A 15,563-nucleotide genomic window follows, 5' to 3' on the forward strand; every position below is an offset into this window, starting at 1 on the left:
AAAGTCCTAAGCCTCCGGTAATCTATGGCACAGGGTGACACTTCACAACTGACTTAAAGACGGCGGGCTATGACTTATGGCACACTATGACAGCTTTGTGTCGAGGAGATGACGACCGTGGGTCTGCGGGAACGCAAGAAGGAGAAGACGCGCCTGGCGATCCTCGACGCGGCGCTCGACCTCTTCCTCGAACAAGGATACGAATCGACCACCGTGGAGCAGATCGCGGGGGCCGTCGAGATCTCCCCCCGCACCTTCTTCCGCTACTTCACCAGCAAGGATCACCTGGTGCTGTGGTTTCACGACCACGGCGAGGAGATCATGCTCGACGCCCTGACCGAGCGCCCGCACGACGAGCCGCCGTTCGCCTCGCTCATGTGGGGACTGCGCGCCCTGCTCGCCGACCTGGATGAGTCAACGCCCGAGGACGCGGAGAGGTTCCTCAAGCTTCGCAGATTGTTCGAGTCACACCCGCACCTGGTCGGCCTCTCGGCAGCCAGAGGCGCCGAGACCGAGCGGCGGCTGGCCGAGAAGGTCGCCGCGCGCCGCGGCACCGACCCCGACGAGGACCAGCTCGCTCACCTGATCGTGGCGTTCGCGATGTCCACCATGCGGGTCGGGTTCGAGTGCCCGCGCCGCGACGCCCCGATGGCGGAGATCAAGGAGCGGATGGCGCAGACGCTGGAGCTGACCGAGCGCTGCCTGCGGCCCGGGTGGGACCAGCAGCCCTGACCCGGCCTCAGTTCATCGTCGGGTCGTCAGTTCATCGTCGGGTCATCGGGACAGGTCGCCACGAACGCCAGCTCCCCGGGCTGGCGGCGCAGCACCTGGCGCCACAGGGAGGACGGGTCGGCGTGGAAGGTGTCGCCGACCTCGGAGTCGACGATGTACCAGGCCCCTTCGGCGATCTCGCTCTCCAGCTGTCCCGACGTCCAGCCCGCGTAGCCGGCGAAGATCCGCATCTGGGCGATCTCGCCCTGGAGGATCTCGGGGGGCGCGTCGAGGTCGACCGTGCCCAGCCTGGACACCGCGTCGGTGCCCGCGTGCAGCCGGCGCCAGCCCAGCGGCTCCTCGCCGCTCGGCACCGCGGCCAGCGCGAGCGCGCTGTCGGTCTGTACGGGCCCGCCCTCGAACAGCACCGGCGGCCCGGTCACCAGCGGATCCCAGACCGGCAGGACCTGGGTCACCGAGATGTCGCTCGGCCTGTTGAGCACGACGCCCAGGGTGCCGCCGTCGTGGTCGTGTTCGAGGATGAGCACGACGCTACGCCGGAAGTTGGGGTCGTCGAGAAGCGGCGTCGCCACCAACAAACCGCCGACGTAGATCGCTTCCGCCATACCTCCATCATGAAGGCTCCGATGGGGTGCGCGCTCCCCCGAGCCCCCCATGTTACTTTTCGTACACGCTTGGGAACTTTAGGTAGCGAAGATCACATTCGGGAGGAGCACATGCGCATCGGTACTCGGCTCGTCATGGTCTGCCTCCCCTTGGGGGCTTTCCTGCTCTTCCTGACGCTGCCGGCCCACGCCTGGCCGGGGTCCGACACCGGCGACCCGTTCACGATGACGGTGGACGGCGTGGCCTGCCGTACGGGCCGCGCCACCGTACGCCTGCACAACCAGACCCGCCAGCTGGCCAGGTTCGACCTGAAGTCCGACGGGGTCAGCGTGGCCAGCGGCTCGATCCCGGCGCGCAAGACGATCGTCCGGCACGTACGGGTGGCAAGGGGCAGCGGCGCCGAGATCGAGGCGTTCTCGGTGAGCGACAGCGCCCCCGAGACGCTGATCGACTCCACCCGGCTGGAGAACGACTGCCCGTGGGGTCACCACCGCAAGCAGCTGCCGTTCACGGGCCCGCCCACCGATCTCCTAGCCAAGCTCGCGACGGCGGGCGGCATGGTGGTGATGGGCGGGATCCTGTGGTGGTACGGCTCGATCTGGCCGCGCTCGTCCTAAGGAGAGCCCGTCCTCAGGAGAGCTCGTCCCAAGGAGAACGCGTCCTAAGGGGAGCGGTCTCCTGCGGTCACGAAGGCTCCCGCCCTGGCGGCGGCCAGCGCGCGGGCCACGGACGCCTCCGCGACCTCCCGCGTGACCGGCTCGCGCGTGACGACCAGCCGGTAGTAGAGCGGCGCGGAGACGGCCCTGATGAGCTCCTCCGCATGGGTGCCCTGGGGCAGCTCGCCCCTGGCGACGGCCAGCTCCACGACGGTGGCCCACTCGTCGATGCGGCGCAGGTAGAAGGTGCGCAGCGCGAGCGCCGCCTGCTCGTCGCTGGTGGCCGCCGCGATGACGGCCTGGAGTGTGACACCGAGCCGCGGGTCGTTGAGCGCCTCCATCACCATCAGCGCGTTGGCCCGCAGGTCGCCCTCGATGCTTCCGGTGTCGGCGTGCGGCGAGGACTGGTTGGCGAACTCGTTCATGAGATCGGTCACGAGGCCGGCGGGGCTTCCCCAGCGCCGGTAGACGGTGGTCTTGCCGACGCCCGCCCTGGCCGCGATCTGATCCATGGTCAACGCGTGGAAGCCGTGCTCGACCAGCGCGTCCTGGGTGGCTTCCAGGACGGCGGCGCGCACCCGCGCGGTACGGCCACCCGGCCGTACGGTTCCCGCGGAACGGGAGGGTTGGTCCATCGAGTCTCCTCGCCGTGTAGCCGACCATATTATCGAAACTCTTGTTTCATTAGCAGTCCGTTCGGCATTACCGAACGAAATTGCGCTAGTGTCGCTCCTGTGGGAGAGACGATTCAGTCCGTCGAACGAGCCGCCGCGATTTTGCGGCTGCTCGCCTCCGGCCCGAGACAGCTCGGGGTCGCCGAACTGGCCAGAGCCCTGGGCCTGCCGAAGGGGACGCTACACGGCATCCTGCGGACTCTGGTGCGCGTCGGGTTCGTCGAGCAGGACCAGGCGACGGGAAAGTACCGCCTCGGGGCCACGCTGCTCCACCTCGGCAGCAGCTACCTCGACGTCAACGAGCTGCGCGGCAGGTCGATCAACTGGGCCGACGCACTGGCCGGCCGCAGCAGGGAGAGCGCCTGGATCGGCACCCTGCACGAGGACCACGTGCTGGTCATCCACCACGTCTTCAGGCCCGACGACAGCATGCAGACCCTCCAGGTGGGCACATATCTGCCGGTGCACGCCAGCGCGCTCGGCAAGGTGCTGCTCGCCTACGACCCGTACGACGAGCCGCCCGCGGCCCCTCTGGAGCCCTACACCAAGCACACGCTGGCCGATCCCGCCGCGCTGGCGGCGGAGCTCGACCGGGTGAGGTCGCGCGGCTGGGCGTGCGAGATGGAGGAGCTGACCGAGGGCGAGGTGGCCATCGCCGCGCCCATCAAGGACCCGCGCGGCATCGTCGTGGGCGCGATCGGCATCCGCGGCGCCGTCGAGCGGCTGGCGCCCGGCGGCGAGCTGCACATGGAGTTCGTCTCCTACGTCCGCGACGCGGCCCGGGCGATAAGCCGTGACCTGGCCAGATGACACTTGAACACCTACCAGCGACCACATAGCATTCGTTCGGCAGACCGTTCGACAATGTCGAACCAGCAGCACTAGCGAGGAACCCCGTGCCTGCACCCCAGTACATCGCAGCCATCGACCAGGGCACCACGTCCAGCCGGTGCATCGTCTTCGACGAGGGCGGCCACATCATCTCCGTCGCCCAGCGCGAGCACCGCCAGATCTTCCCCCGCCCCGGCTGGGTCGAGCACGACGCCGACGAGATCTGGCAGTCCGTGCGCGGCGTGCTGGCCGAGGCGGTGGCCGGGGCCGGCATCGACGACGGGCAGATCGCCGCGCTCGGCATCACCAACCAGCGCGAGACCACCGTGCTGTGGGACCGCGCCACCGGCCGCCCGGTCTGCCCCGCCGTGGTCTGGCAGGACACCCGCACCGACGCGCTCACCCGGTCGCTGGCCGAGCAGGAGCCGCTGTTCAGGGAGCGGGCCGGGCTGCCGCTGCACACCTACTTCTCCGGGCCCAAGATCCGCTGGCTGCTCGACGCGTACGACCTGCGCGAGCGCGCCGAGCGCGGCGAGGTGCTGTTCGGCACGATGGACAGCTGGCTGCTGTGGAACCTCACCGGCCGCCACATCACCGACGTGACCAACGCCAGCCGCACGATGCTGATGAACATCCACACCCTGTCCTGGGACGACGAGCTGCTGGCCGCGCTCGGCGTGCCGCGCGCGATGCTGCCGGAGATCCGGCCGTCGGCCGAGGTCTACGGGCACACGGAGGCGGGCGTGCCGGTGGCGTCGGCGCTGGGCGACCAGCAGGCGGCCCTGTTCGGCCAGACCTGCTTCTCCCCCGGCGAGGTGAAGAGCACGTACGGCTCGGGCAGCTTCCTGCTGATGAACACCGGGCACGAGCCGGTCGTCTCCAAGCACGGCCTGCTGACCACCGTGGGCTACCAGATCGGCGAAGGACCGGCCACGTACGCGCTGGAAGGCGCCATCGCGGTCACCGGCTCGCTGGTGCAGTGGCTGCGCGACAACCTGGGCCTGATCTCCAGCGCGGCCGAGATCGAGACCCTCGCCAAGACCGTGGACGACAACGGCGGCTGCTACTTCGTCCCGGCCTTCTCGGGGCTGTTCGCGCCGCACTGGCGCTCCGACGCGCGCGGCGTGATCGCGGGGCTGACCGGGTTCGTGACGAAGGGGCACATCGCGCGGGCCGTGCTGGAGGCCACCGCGTGGCAGACCCGCGAGGTCGTGGACGCCATGAACGCCGACTCGGGGCTCGACCTGACGACGCTGCGCGCCGACGGCGGCATGACGGCCGACAACCTGCTCATGCAGATGCTGGCCGACGTGCTGGCGGTGCCGGTGATCAGGCCGATGGTGTCGGAGACGACCGCGCTCGGCGCCGCGTACGCCGCCGGGCTGGCCACCGGCTACTGGCCCGACCTCGACAGCCTGCGCGCCAACTGGCACAAGGCGGCCGAGTGGCGACCGGCCATCGACGAGGAGGTCCGCGAGCGCGAGTACCGCAACTGGAAGAAGGCCGTGGCGAGGACCCTCGACTGGGTCGAGCAGGAGGAGACCGCATGACGACCACGATCGGCACCGACCGGGCGCAGGTCCGGCAGGAGCTCTCCACCACCACCTTCGACCTGCTGGTGATCGGCGGCGGCATCCTCGGCACCTCGGTGACCTGGATGGCCGCGCAGGCCGGGCTGCGGGTGGCGATGGTGGACGCGGGCGACTTCGCCGGCGCCACCTCCAGCGCCTCGTCCAAGCTCGTCCACGGCGGCCTGCGCTACCTGCAGACCGGCAACGTCAAGCTGGTGGCCGAGAACCACCGCGAGCGCCGGGCCCTGGCCGCCGACATCGCGCCGCACCTGGTCAAGCCGCTGACCTTCCTGGTGCCCATCTACAAGGGCGGTCCGCACGGCGCGGCCAAGCTGGGCGCGGGCGTGTTCCTGTACTCGGCGCTGTCGGTGTTCGGCGACGGCATGGGCAAGGTGATCACGCCGCATCAGGCCCTCGCCAAGGTGCCGGCGCTGCGCACGGAGGGGCTGCGGGGCGCCGCCGTCTACGGCGACCACCAGATGAACGACTCCCGCGTGGCCGTGATGACCGTACGCGCGGCCGTGGACGCGGGCGCCACCGTGCTCAACCACGCCCAGGTCGTGGACCTGCGCAAGACGGGCGGCACCGTGACGGGCGCCGAGCTGCGCGACCGGCTCGACGGGGCCGAGTTCGGGGTGTCGGCCAGGCTCGTGCTCAACGCCACCGGGCCCTGGGTCGACCACCTGCGGCGCATGGAGGACCCGGGCGCCGCGCCGAGCATCCGGCTGTCCAAGGGAGCCCACCTGGTGCTGCGCCGGCACGAGCCGTGGAAGGCGGCGCTGACCACGCCGATCGACAAGTACCGGGTGTCGTTCGCCATCCCGTGGGAGGACCACCTGCTGCTCGGCACGACGGACGAGGCGTACGAGGGCGACCCCGCCGACGTCCGCCCGACCGAGGCCGACATCGCGCAGATCCTCGACGAGGCCGGCCATTCCGTACGCGACGCCCAGCTCAGGCGCGAGGACATCACCTACGCCTTCGCCGGCCTGCGGGTGCTGCCCGGCGGGCCGAAGGAGGTGACCGCCGCCAAGCGGGAGACCCTGCTGAGCAGGGGTTCGGGCGGCATGCTGTCGGTGGCGGGCGGCAAGTGGACGACGTACCGGCACATCGGCAAGCACGTGCTCGACACCCTCGCCCACCTGCCCGGCCGGCCGCTCGGCGACGACCTGGCCGACATCCTGCCCGCGGTGCCGCTGCCCGGCCTGGCCAGCCCCGACGCGGTGGCGCTGCGGCTGTGGACCGACCGCGACCGGGACGCCCGCATGGACCCGCTGGTCGCCAGGCACCTCGCCACCCACTACGGCTCGATCGCGTTCGACCTGGCCAGGCTCATCCGCGAGGACCCGGCGCTCGGCGAGCGCATCCACCCCGGCGGGCCCGATATCTGGGCGCAGGCGGTCTACGCCCGTGACCACGAGTGGGCGGCCACAGTGGACGACGTCGTACGCCGCCGCACGACCCTGACCGTCCGGGGGCTCGACACGCCCGAGGTGCGGGAGCGGATCGCCGCCCTGCTGGGGTGAGGTCACGTGGTCGCCTGGCGGAGGAACAGCGGCCGGGGCGGTGTCGCACTTCGACCGGATCAGAAAAACTTGTAACTCCGCGAGCACCTTTTCGCGACTCGTGCATAGAGATTCTCTGCAGAGGGAGTCGCACCTGGACAAAGGTGGCGCGGGGCCAGGACAGGGCAGAGGGAGGGCATGCGTACACCGATGAACGAAGCCCTGATCAGGCACTTCACGGACCTGCGCGACGGCGTGCACGGCCAGGCCGTCACGCGGGACAACAAGGAACGCCTCTTCGCCCGAGCCGTCGAGCTGCTCGACCCGGTGGCGCGCAGGGCGCTCGACGAGGCGAACGCCGACCTGCTGCTCGGCACCGGGGAGGTGGTCGCGAGCGGCGTCACCCGGTCGAGGGAGGGCGGGCTCAACGCGATGTGGTCGCTCACGTGGCCCGAACAACGCGCCGCCGGCGAGCAGCCGATCGCGGTCGTCGCCCACTTCGGCTGCGACTTCCACCACCCGCACCTGCGCGGCAACACGGTCGGCGACTGGCCGCTGAACGTCTTCGACGAGTCCGACGCGGCGGGGCAGCTCGACCTGCTCCGCGCGATCGCCGCCGCCGACGCCCACAACCTGGTCTTCCAGGAGAGCTACCGCCTGATGCCCGCCCTGACCACCGCCATCCCCACCTCCTGACCGCCACGGGACGCCCTAGCCGGGAAGGGCGGGCTTGGCGTCGCTCCAGCCCGAGTCCATGATCAGCCAGGAGTCCAGCGTCCTGCCGGGAACCTGCCACTTCTCGCTGTTGGGGCCGGGTTCGAGCTGGACGTGGCGACGGCCGAGGACCTTGCCGGTCCGCTGGTCGAAGAGCACCTCCTCCTGGAGGGTGCCGCGCCCGTCAGCGGTTTCGAACGAGGCCGCGAGGCCGACCGCGGGACGGCCGAGCGGATCCGTGACGGCGCCCAGCCGCCGCACGCCCGGATAGTCGGTGATCAGGCGCATGAGACCGGCTCGCACCTTGGGCGGCACGGGTGTGCCGGTGAGGACGGAGAAGGCCTGGTCAAGCACCTTCTTTGATTTGTCGCAACGCTTCGGCGCCCCCGAGCCGCCGCCGAGGAACCTGACCGAGCCCTCGCACAGCAGCTCGTACAACCCTGCTGAGTCGGTGGGCAGCTCCTGGAGCTCCTGATAGGTGAACTGGCCGAGGCCGGGGATGTGGAAGACGCCGCCACCTTGGTCGTCCGGATCGTCCTCCTGCCAGGCACCGGACGTCGCGCTGACGGTCCTGGTCACGCCCGACGAGCGCACCGTCCAGCTCGACGGGGAACCCGCCGCGCGCCAGGCGTCGGCGTCCGCGCCGGTCTGGGGCCCGCCCGCGAACGTACGGCCGTAGAAGGAATTGCCGTCGCCGCGGGCGCGTCCCGTCCACATGAAGTACTCGTGGCGCTCCTCCACGACGTACCCGCCGGTCCTGCCGCGCGCGAGCGTCGCGAAGGCGGTGCGCTGGTGGGAGTACCAGTAGGGGCCCTGCCGCTGCCGCTCCGCCTGGGAGGCGGCGGCCAGCATCATGCCGCGCGGCGACCGGGCGTCATCGGGCACGGCCTGCACGCCCGTCCGCGGCGGCGGGGCGTCGGTGGTGAGCGTCACACCCGCGACGACGGCCGCGGCGGTGGCGGCGGCGGTGGCGGCGGCCAGCAGGCCGACGGGCAGGCGCCAGGCACGGCGGGAGCGCGGCCGTGCGGTGTCGTCCTGGCCCAGCATCCTGGCGCGGGCGGCCTCGGTGGCCTGGTCGGAGGGCGGGGGCGGGTCGTCGTAGACCCCTCGTACGAGATGCAGGTCGTTCATCGCTGTGCCTCTTCCTCGTCGAGCAGCGGATTCGTTCCGCCCAGCGCCTTGCGCAGCTTCTTGCGCGCCCGGTTGAGCCGCGAGGAGACCGTGCCGAAGGGCACGTCCAGCGCCTGCGCCACCTCCTCGTACCTCAGCCCGGCGAGCGCCACCAGCAGCAGCACGTCACGCTGGTCCGCGGGCAGGGCGGCGATGGCCCTGGCCAGGGCGCCTTTGACGGCCTGCGCGCTCACCTTCGCCGTCACCTCCTCCTCGTGGCCGCCGATCGGCTTCGCCCCCGGTCGCAGCCGGTCCACGGCGCGGAGGAGGCGTGCCTCGTCGCGCCGGTGCCGGCTGATGAGGTTGGTCGCGATGCCGTAGAGCCAGGGACGGGCGCTGCGACGGCGCAGGTCGTAGCGGCGGCGCTCGCGGAAGGCCAGGGCGAACGTCTCGGCGCAGACGTCGTCGGCGGCCTGCGGGCCGAGCCTGCGGGAGGCGTACCGGTGGATCTCCGCGTAGTGCGCGTCGAAGACGGCGCCGAAACGCTCGGGCTCCTGCCAGGACCGTTCGATCGCCCCGGCGTCGTCCTGCGACGGTGAGGCGGTGTCCGGGGGGTCGGCCAGGTGCGGCTCATTCATGGCGAGGCCTCGTGATCGGCGGGACGTCGGTCACCTGTTGTTGCCCGCAGGCCGCCGTCGCCTTCCCCCTGAATTCACCGTTCCCCCTGAATTCACCGCGGCTGTGCGGCAAGCACACAGCCCGACCGGCCCAGGTTCGGTGGGCGGGTCGGGCTGGAGGAGAGAAACGCTAGCGAGGCGGGTCCGGGGCGGTCACCTGGCGCCCCGGCCCGGGAGGTCAGGCCTCGGTGAAGCCGCGGGCGCGGCCACCGGCCGACTCGCGGACGGCGGCGGCAACCGCGGTGGCGACGTCGGGGTGGAAGACGCTGGGGATGATGTAGTTGGGCCCCAGCTCCTCGGGGGTGACGACGGCGGCGAGCGCGCCGGCGGCGGCCAGCAGCATCTCCTGCGTCACCTCGGTGGCCTGCGCGTCGAGCAGCCCGCGGAACACCCCGGGGAAGGCCAGCACGTTGTTGATCTGGTTGGGGTAGTCGGAGCGCCCGGTGGCGACCACGGCGGCGTGTTCGCGGGCCTCGTCGGGCGAGACCTCGGGCTCGGGGTTGGCCAGCGCGAACACGACCGGGTTGTCGGCCATCGCGGCGATGTCGTCGCCGGTGAGGATGCCGGGCGCAGAGACACCCACGAACACGTCGGCGCCCTTGACCGCGCCGCGCAGGTCGCCGGCGTAGCCCTCGGCGTTGGTGTGGTCGGCGATCCAGCGCAGCGACTCGTCGAGGTCGTCGCGCCCCTTGTGGACGGCGCCGAGGTAGTCGCAGACGACGACGTTGCGGGCGCCGGCCGCCAGCAGCAGCCGCAGCACGGCGTTGCCCGCCGCGCCCGCGCCCGCCATGGTGATCTTGACGGTCTCGATGCTCTTGTCGACCACCCGCAGCGCGTTGGTGAGCGCCGCGAGCACGCAGATGGCGGTGCCGTGCTGGTCGTCGTGGAAGACCGGGATGTCGAGCAGCTCGCGCAGCCGGCGCTCGACCTCGAAGCAGCGCGGCGCCCCGATGTCCTCGAGGTTGATGCCGCCGAACCCGGGCGCGATGACCTGCACGGTGCGGACGATCTCGTCGACGTCCTGGGTGTCGAGGCAGATCGGCCAGGCGTCGATGCCGGCGAAGCGTTTGAACAGCGCCGCCTTGCCCTCCATGACCGGCAGCGCCGCCTCAGGCCCGATGTTGCCGAGGCCCAGCACGGCCGAGCCGTCGGTGACGACGGCCACGGTGTTGCGCTTGATGGTCAGGCGCCGCGCGTCCTCCTTGTTGCGCGCGATCGCCATCGATACGCGCGCCACCCCCGGCGTGTACGCCATGGACAGCTCGTCGCGGTTGCGCAGCGGCACCTTCGACTTCATCTCGATCTTGCCGCCGAGATGCATGAGGAACGTGCGGTCGGACACCTTGTGGATGACGACGCCCTCGACGGCCTCGAGCTGGTCGACGATGGCCTGGGCGTGGTCGGTGTCCCTGGCCGCGCAGGTCACGTCGATGCGGAGCTTCTCGTGCCCCGCGTTGGTGACGTCGAGGGCGGTGACGACGCCCCCAGCCGACTCTACGGCGTGGGTGAGCAGGCTGACGGCCTTGCCGCCTGCGGGCACCTCGAGCCGCACGGTGATGGAGTACGACACACTCGGGACGGTCGCCACGTCAATCGCTCCTTCGGGACTGACCAAGAATGCCTCCCATGTTAGGGGGCTTTCGGTCAACCCAGTGCCTCGGCGGCCAGGACGATCAGCTCGACGCACGTCGTCACGGGAATGGTGGTGCTGTCGAGAACCAGGTGATATTGGCACGGATCGGCCGGGTCGACGCGGTAGAAGTGGCGTACGTACGCGGTCCTCGCCCGGTCGTTGTCCTCGATGACGCGCCGCGCCTCGCGCTCGCTCAGCTCGGCGAGCGTGGCCGTCTGCCTGACGCGCCGCGTGAGCGGCGCGTCGAGCCGGACGTGCAGCGCGCCTGGATGGTCGGCCAGCACCACCGCGCCCGCCCGGCCGAGGAACACGCCGCCCTGGTCGCCGGCCATCTCCTTGAGCAGCCGCTCGGTGTGGCGGACGAACTCCTCGGGCGCGAGCGGCATCGCGCCGGGGACGTACATGTCGACGCCGCCGAACGTCACCGTGGGCAGCCGCATGGCCCCGGAGAACAGCCGGCCGAGGCCGTGCTCGGCGCGGTCGTCGTGGGCCAGCGCCTCCTCCAGCGTGCAGCCCAGCTGCTGGGCCACCGCGCTGGGGATGGCCCGGTCGACGAAGGGCACGGCGAGCCGCTCGGCCACGGCCGGGCCGATCTGGTTGCCGGCCGTGCCGTATGTCGCCGATATGGTGACGACCCGCATATCCCCAGGTTAGAACAGGGCGCTCGCCAATGCCCTACGCGCCTTCGCCAAAGATGGGTCTTCGGCCGGCAAGGCGTCGAAAAGCCCCAGCAAATGCTTTCTCGCCCGGTCACGGTCGTCACCCGAGGTGCGCTTGACCACGGCGATGACGCGGTTGAACGCCTCGTCGACCGAGCCGGACAGCATCTCGAGGTCGGCGGCCATGAGCTGGGCGTCGAGGTCGTCGGGATCCTGGGCGCGCCGCTGCACCTCGGCGGGGTCGGCCTCGGCCGTGCGCTTGATCAGGCTGACCCCCGCCAGCCCCATCTTCGCGTCCTCGTCGCCGGGCGCGCGGGCCAGCAGCCGCTCGTAGGCCGCGATCGCCGCGTCGTAGTCGCCCGCGTCGATGGCCTGCTCGGCCGCCACCAGGTCGGGGTCGGCCGGCGGGCCGGCCTGCGCCTCGGGCTCGCCGCCCTCGGCCTCCGGCGGCCTGGCACCGGGGTTGGCCTGGTAGAACTGCTCGACCGCGCCCATCAGCTCGTCGAGCCAGCGCCGCACCTCCTGCTCGGGCAGCACCTGCTGGAAGCCGGTCACGGCCTGGCCCTGGAAGATCGCCAGCACGGTCGGCACGGCCTGCACGCGCAGCGCCTGGGCGATCTGCGGGCTGGCATCGACGTTGACCTTCGCCAGGACGGCCTTGCCGCCCAGGTCGCCGACGACCTTCTCCAGCACCGGGCTGAGCTGGGCACTGCCAGGAGCCCGCGGCGACCAGAGGTCGAGGACGACCGGCACGGTCATCGAGCGCTCGATGACATCGGCCGTGAACGTCTCCTCGGTCACATCGACGACTGAGGCCGACGCCGCCTGGGGACCTGCCGCCTCCCGCCGGGCCTGCGCCTCAAGAGCCTGCTTGCGCGCGCCCAGGTCTATCGCTCCGTAGAGTGACCCGGGCTTAGAGAAGTCCGCCATGCCCTTCATCTTGCCGCATGGACGAAGCCGGGAAGTCACCCGCCGCCACCCGTAGCGTGCGCAACTGGTCGAACATCTGGCTGAGTTCGTCCTCGGCGTACATCGACAGGCCGAACTCGGCGGCCATGAGGTCGGCGGTGGCGCGGCGCACGACGTCGCGGCCGGCCTCGGTGATCTCGGCGAGCACGCCGCGGCCGTCGCGGGGGTTGGGGCGACGCGTCACGAACCCGGGCTTCTCCAGCCTGTCCACCGTGTTCGTCACGCTCGTGGGATGAACCATGAGACGTTCGCCGATCCTGGACAGCGGGAGCGCGCCCGTCCTGCTGAAGGTCAACAGCACCAGCGCCTCGTATCTGGCGAAGGTCAAGTCGTATGGCTTCAGGAGCGAGTCAAGTTGCGACAGCAGGATCTGATGCGCTCTCATGATCGAGGTGACGGCGGCCATGGCGGAGGAAGGTCCGAAGTGAGCGCGCCAGCTTTCCGCGGCGCGGTCGATGGGGTCGAACGGCAGGTTGAGCGGCTTCGGCTGCGACACAGCGATACGGTAGCGCGCCGGTCATCCCGGTTCGTCTGATTACGCTCAGCGACAGCTCTCTTTGCTTGACCAAGAATCCGGACGTCAATCATCACGCTCAGTTATGGTTCTCGTACGTATGGTGACGCGGACGCCAAGTTCACGGCCTGTGGGGACGGGCCAGGACCGCGCGGCGGCCGCATCGCCTAGGGGCACGGGGGGTGCTTGATGAACGTCAACGGGGACAAGGGTGCGTGAGCACGCGGGCGTTTCACGGGAGGAGCTGAAGCACAGCGCGGCCGTCACGGTTGCCGTCCTGCTTGCTGTCGGCCTGATCGCGGCGTGGAACGTCCTGATCCCGGGTGTCGACGCGTGGGAGAACATCGTGGCCGCGGTCATCGGCTCGCTCCGGCTGACCGGGCCCGTCGCCGCGGCCTTCGCCGCCTGGGTGGCGCTGCGCAAGCGCCGCGCGCTGCGCGGGCGCTCACTCACGACGTGGCGGGCGCTCAAGGCGCCGCTGGCGATCGTGGTGGTGGTGCTGGGCTCGTTCGGCGCTACGGTGCTGGTGCTCGCCGTCAAGACGGTGCTCACCGACCAGGCCGGCCGGCTCAGCCTGTCGGGGCTCGGCATGGGCATGGCGGGGCTGGCGCTCTACTCGGTGATCGGGTGGGTGGCCGGATGGGTGGTGCCGAAGCCGTACACGCCGCCGATCGCGGGTCTGGCCTGCTACGGGGTGTTCTCATGGCTGGCCGACGACCGCGGGTGGGCCGACAAGCTCGCGCCGGGCACCGGCGAGCCGTATGACCTGTTCCAGGGGCTCAGCGGGGCGCCGTTCTTCGACCAGACGATCTGGCTGCTCGGCCTCACCGCCGCGCTGCTGCTCGGCTGGGCGGCGCTGGTGACCAGGCAGGCCATGGTGCTGGCGTGTGCGCTGCTCGCCGTGCTAGCGGCCGGCATGGGCGTCTCACGGGTGCTGACCCAGGCGAAGCCGGCCGCGGCGGTGGACATCGCCTACAGCTGCCAGGAGTGGCCGATCACCGTGTGCGTGCATCCCGGCATGCGGGCGGGGCTGACCGAGCTGGGGGCGGCGTTCACGCAGATCGCCTCGCGGCTCGCGGGCACGCCCGCCGCGTTCACGCGGGTGGAGCAGCGCCCGCTGGACGACGCGCTCAAGCCGGCCAACGGGCTGGCCCCCGTGCACGTGCCCGACCTGTCGGCGGGGTTCGCCGAGGAGGCGGCGTACGAGTACGTCGAGTCGCTCGCGCCCCGCTGCCCCACCACGGTCGCCGAGGGCTACCGCCAGATCGTCACGGCCTGGCTGCGCGGCGAGCCGCTGCCGGGCACCCCGCTGCCCGAGCACCAGTACGCGACCCAGTGGTTCTCCTCGCTGAGCGAGCCGCAGCGCCGCGAGTGGCTGCGCATGTTCTACACCGACTTCCAGGGCTGCCGGCTGTCGAGCACCCACTTCGGCGGCGGCCCCGCGCAGGCGGGCATGACCCCGTCGGTGCGCCCGACCCCTGAGTCGAGCCACGTCTACCCCGTCTACCCAACGCCCGGCGGTTCCGCCAGGTCGGCGCCGCAGACGCCCGGTGCGGGCGGGGTCAGTTCGGTGGCGAACACCGGGGACGTCTCCTAAAAGGAGCCAAGTTGTCACCATAGGGCGGGCACTGATGATCGCCCAGCGGGTAGTCATGCTCGCATGACGACTTCCCAGACGACGCCGCCCGCGGTGGCCTCGGGGCGGCGCCGGTGGTGGCGGCTCGCGGCGGGCCTGCTGGTCGTGGCGGTGCTGCTGGTGGTGGCCGGGCGGCTGGCCTGGTCGTGGCTCGACCCGCTGGGCGAGCGGACCATCGACCGCAGCCAGCCGGTGCTGCTGCAGTCCATCAAGGACCTGAGCAGGTTCGAGGCCGCGACGGGGAACTTCCAGGTGGTCGTCGACCTGGAGAAGGACGCCGCCTTCCTGCCGGACGCCATCAAGGGCACGCGCACGTTGTTCGTCGGAGCGGGCGGCGTGGACGCGTACGTGGACTTCTCGACGCTCGCCACGAACGGCGTGACGGTGTCGCAGGACCGCACCGAGGCCACCGTACGCGTGCCGCGCGCGCAGCTCGAGAAGCCGAACCTGGACAACAACCGCTCCTACGTCTTCGCCCACCAGCGCGGCCTGTTCGACCGGGTGAGCGACTTCCTGTCCGGCTCCCCCGCCGACCAGCGCGAGCTCTATCTCCTGGCGGAGAAGAAGATCTCCGAGGCGGCCGTGGCGAGCGACCTGCGGGCCAGGGCCGACGCCAACACCAAGGCGATGCTGTCCGGCATGCTCAGGTCGCTGGGCTTCACGAAGGTCACGGTGAAGTTCACCGACGAGCCCTAGAGGCGCCTTAGGCGTTCCTCGCACCCGTCTAAGTACTTACCGTCCGCGCCTGTGCCGAGAGATAGGACATCCGCCCGATGTGCGGATGGGGGCCTTAGGCGGAGTCTTGAGAGTGCAGGGAACGAACCGAAGGAGCACTCGGATGCACGCCGAACTCGAATACACCGTCATGCAGCACCACGCCTCCGAACTGCGCCGCGCGGCCGCCGAGCACCGCCGCGCACGCGAGGCGGGGCAGGAGCGGCCGGCCGAGCGCCGGCACCGCTCGGTGTTCGCCCGTCTGCTGTCCTCATGACCGCCCACAAGCAGCCCGGCCGCACCCTCCCTCGCGGCCGGGCTGAAGCGCCCCCTTAGCGGGGCGGCCGCGTTCCAGCCCGAAT

Annotated in this window: 17 protein-coding genes; 9 read left to right on the plus strand and 8 right to left on the minus strand. The window is 71.0% G+C overall.

Features of this window, described 5'->3' with window-relative positions; genetic code table 11:
• Positions 1-108 precede the first annotated feature (108 nt).
• A complete protein-coding gene (locus AB0K28_RS36000; RefSeq protein ID WP_364378749.1) occupies positions 109-732 on the plus strand; it encodes a TetR family transcriptional regulator in 624 nt (207 codons plus the stop codon).
• 26 nt (positions 733-758) lie between these two features.
• Here AB0K28_RS36000 and AB0K28_RS36005 read toward each other — a convergent pair whose 3' ends face one another.
• The gene (locus tag AB0K28_RS36005; RefSeq protein WP_364378752.1) at positions 759-1,337 is read right to left on the minus strand and encodes a YqgE/AlgH family protein; all 579 of its coding nucleotides are present in this window, start codon (positions 1,335-1,337) and stop codon (positions 759-761) included.
• 111 nt (positions 1,338-1,448) lie between these two features.
• On the opposite strand from AB0K28_RS36005, the gene AB0K28_RS36010 reads away from it, so the two are divergent.
• The gene (locus AB0K28_RS36010; protein ID WP_345397683.1) at positions 1,449-1,955 is read left to right on the plus strand and encodes a hypothetical protein; all 507 of its coding nucleotides are present in this window, start codon (positions 1,449-1,451) and stop codon (positions 1,953-1,955) included.
• A gap of 44 nt (positions 1,956-1,999) precedes the next feature.
• On the opposite strand, the gene AB0K28_RS36015 is transcribed toward AB0K28_RS36010, so the two are convergent.
• Positions 2,000-2,629 (minus strand): TetR/AcrR family transcriptional regulator, encoded by a 630-nt coding sequence (locus tag AB0K28_RS36015; RefSeq protein WP_345397680.1) that lies wholly within the window; start codon positions 2,627-2,629, stop codon positions 2,000-2,002.
• A 99-nt stretch (positions 2,630-2,728) separates the two neighbouring features.
• On the opposite strand from AB0K28_RS36015, the gene AB0K28_RS36020 reads away from it, so the two are divergent.
• The 4 genes from AB0K28_RS36020 (at position 2,729) to AB0K28_RS36035 (ending at position 7,271) form a co-directional block, all read left to right on the plus strand.
• Positions 2,729-3,478 carry an IclR family transcriptional regulator gene (locus tag AB0K28_RS36020; protein WP_345397677.1) on the plus strand — a complete coding sequence of 250 codons (750 nt, stop codon included), beginning with the start codon at positions 2,729-2,731 and terminating at the stop codon, positions 3,476-3,478.
• Between the two features lie 86 nt (positions 3,479-3,564).
• Positions 3,565-5,049 carry a glycerol kinase GlpK gene (gene glpK, locus AB0K28_RS36025; protein ID WP_345397674.1) on the plus strand — a complete coding sequence of 495 codons (1,485 nt, stop codon included), beginning with the start codon at positions 3,565-3,567 and terminating at the stop codon, positions 5,047-5,049.
• On the plus strand, positions 5,046-6,596 hold the full coding sequence (locus AB0K28_RS36030) for a glycerol-3-phosphate dehydrogenase/oxidase (RefSeq protein WP_364378757.1): 1,551 nt from the start codon (positions 5,046-5,048) through the stop codon (positions 6,594-6,596). Before glpK ends, AB0K28_RS36030 begins: the two co-directional genes overlap by 4 nt.
• 177 nt (positions 6,597-6,773) lie before the next feature.
• The gene (locus AB0K28_RS36035) at positions 6,774-7,271 is read left to right on the plus strand and encodes a hypothetical protein (RefSeq protein WP_364378760.1); all 498 of its coding nucleotides are present in this window, start codon (positions 6,774-6,776) and stop codon (positions 7,269-7,271) included.
• A gap of 15 nt (positions 7,272-7,286) precedes the next feature.
• Here AB0K28_RS36035 and AB0K28_RS36040 read toward each other — a convergent pair whose 3' ends face one another.
• From AB0K28_RS36040 to AB0K28_RS36065, 6 genes are all read right to left on the minus strand, one after another.
• Complete coding sequence (locus AB0K28_RS36040) at positions 7,287-8,420, minus strand: CU044_5270 family protein (protein WP_364378763.1); 1,134 nt, start codon at positions 8,418-8,420, stop codon at positions 7,287-7,289.
• Positions 8,417-9,037, minus strand: coding sequence for an RNA polymerase sigma factor (locus AB0K28_RS36045; RefSeq protein ID WP_364378766.1), 621 nt, complete (start codon positions 9,035-9,037; stop codon positions 8,417-8,419). The genes AB0K28_RS36040 and AB0K28_RS36045 overlap by 4 nt, the downstream gene beginning before the upstream one ends.
• 217 nt (positions 9,038-9,254) lie before the next feature.
• Complete coding sequence (locus AB0K28_RS36050) at positions 9,255-10,664, minus strand: NAD-dependent malic enzyme (protein ID WP_345397665.1); 1,410 nt, start codon at positions 10,662-10,664, stop codon at positions 9,255-9,257.
• Positions 10,665-10,720: 56 nt separating this feature from the next.
• A complete protein-coding gene (locus tag AB0K28_RS36055) occupies positions 10,721-11,350 on the minus strand; it encodes a cytidylate kinase-like family protein (RefSeq protein ID WP_345397662.1) in 630 nt (209 codons plus the stop codon).
• A 9-nt stretch (positions 11,351-11,359) separates the two neighbouring features.
• Positions 11,360-12,298, minus strand: a complete 939-nt coding sequence (locus AB0K28_RS36060; RefSeq protein ID WP_345397659.1) for a tetratricopeptide repeat protein — start codon at positions 12,296-12,298, stop codon at positions 11,360-11,362.
• The gene (locus tag AB0K28_RS36065) at positions 12,282-12,833 is read right to left on the minus strand and encodes a MarR family transcriptional regulator (protein ID WP_364378771.1); all 552 of its coding nucleotides are present in this window, start codon (positions 12,831-12,833) and stop codon (positions 12,282-12,284) included. The genes AB0K28_RS36060 and AB0K28_RS36065 overlap by 17 nt, the downstream gene beginning before the upstream one ends.
• A 229-nt stretch (positions 12,834-13,062) precedes the next feature.
• Here AB0K28_RS36065 and AB0K28_RS36070 point away from each other — a divergent pair, with 229 nt between their 5' ends.
• From AB0K28_RS36070 to AB0K28_RS36080, 3 genes are all read left to right on the plus strand, one after another.
• Positions 13,063-14,448: a hypothetical protein gene (locus AB0K28_RS36070; protein WP_364378773.1), complete on the plus strand. Its 1,386-nt coding sequence runs from the start codon at positions 13,063-13,065 to the stop codon at positions 14,446-14,448.
• A 63-nt stretch (positions 14,449-14,511) separates the two neighbouring features.
• The gene (locus AB0K28_RS36075) at positions 14,512-15,183 is read left to right on the plus strand and encodes a DUF4230 domain-containing protein (protein ID WP_345397650.1); all 672 of its coding nucleotides are present in this window, start codon (positions 14,512-14,514) and stop codon (positions 15,181-15,183) included.
• A 142-nt stretch (positions 15,184-15,325) separates the two neighbouring features.
• Positions 15,326-15,478, plus strand: coding sequence for a hypothetical protein (locus tag AB0K28_RS36080; RefSeq protein WP_345397648.1), 153 nt, complete (start codon positions 15,326-15,328; stop codon positions 15,476-15,478).
• Positions 15,479-15,563 lie beyond the last annotated feature (85 nt).

The sequence above is a fragment of the Nonomuraea sp. NPDC049504 genome, from assembly GCF_040676845.1.
GTDB classification, from domain to species: domain Bacteria; phylum Actinomycetota; class Actinomycetes; order Streptosporangiales; family Streptosporangiaceae; genus Nonomuraea; species Nonomuraea salmonea.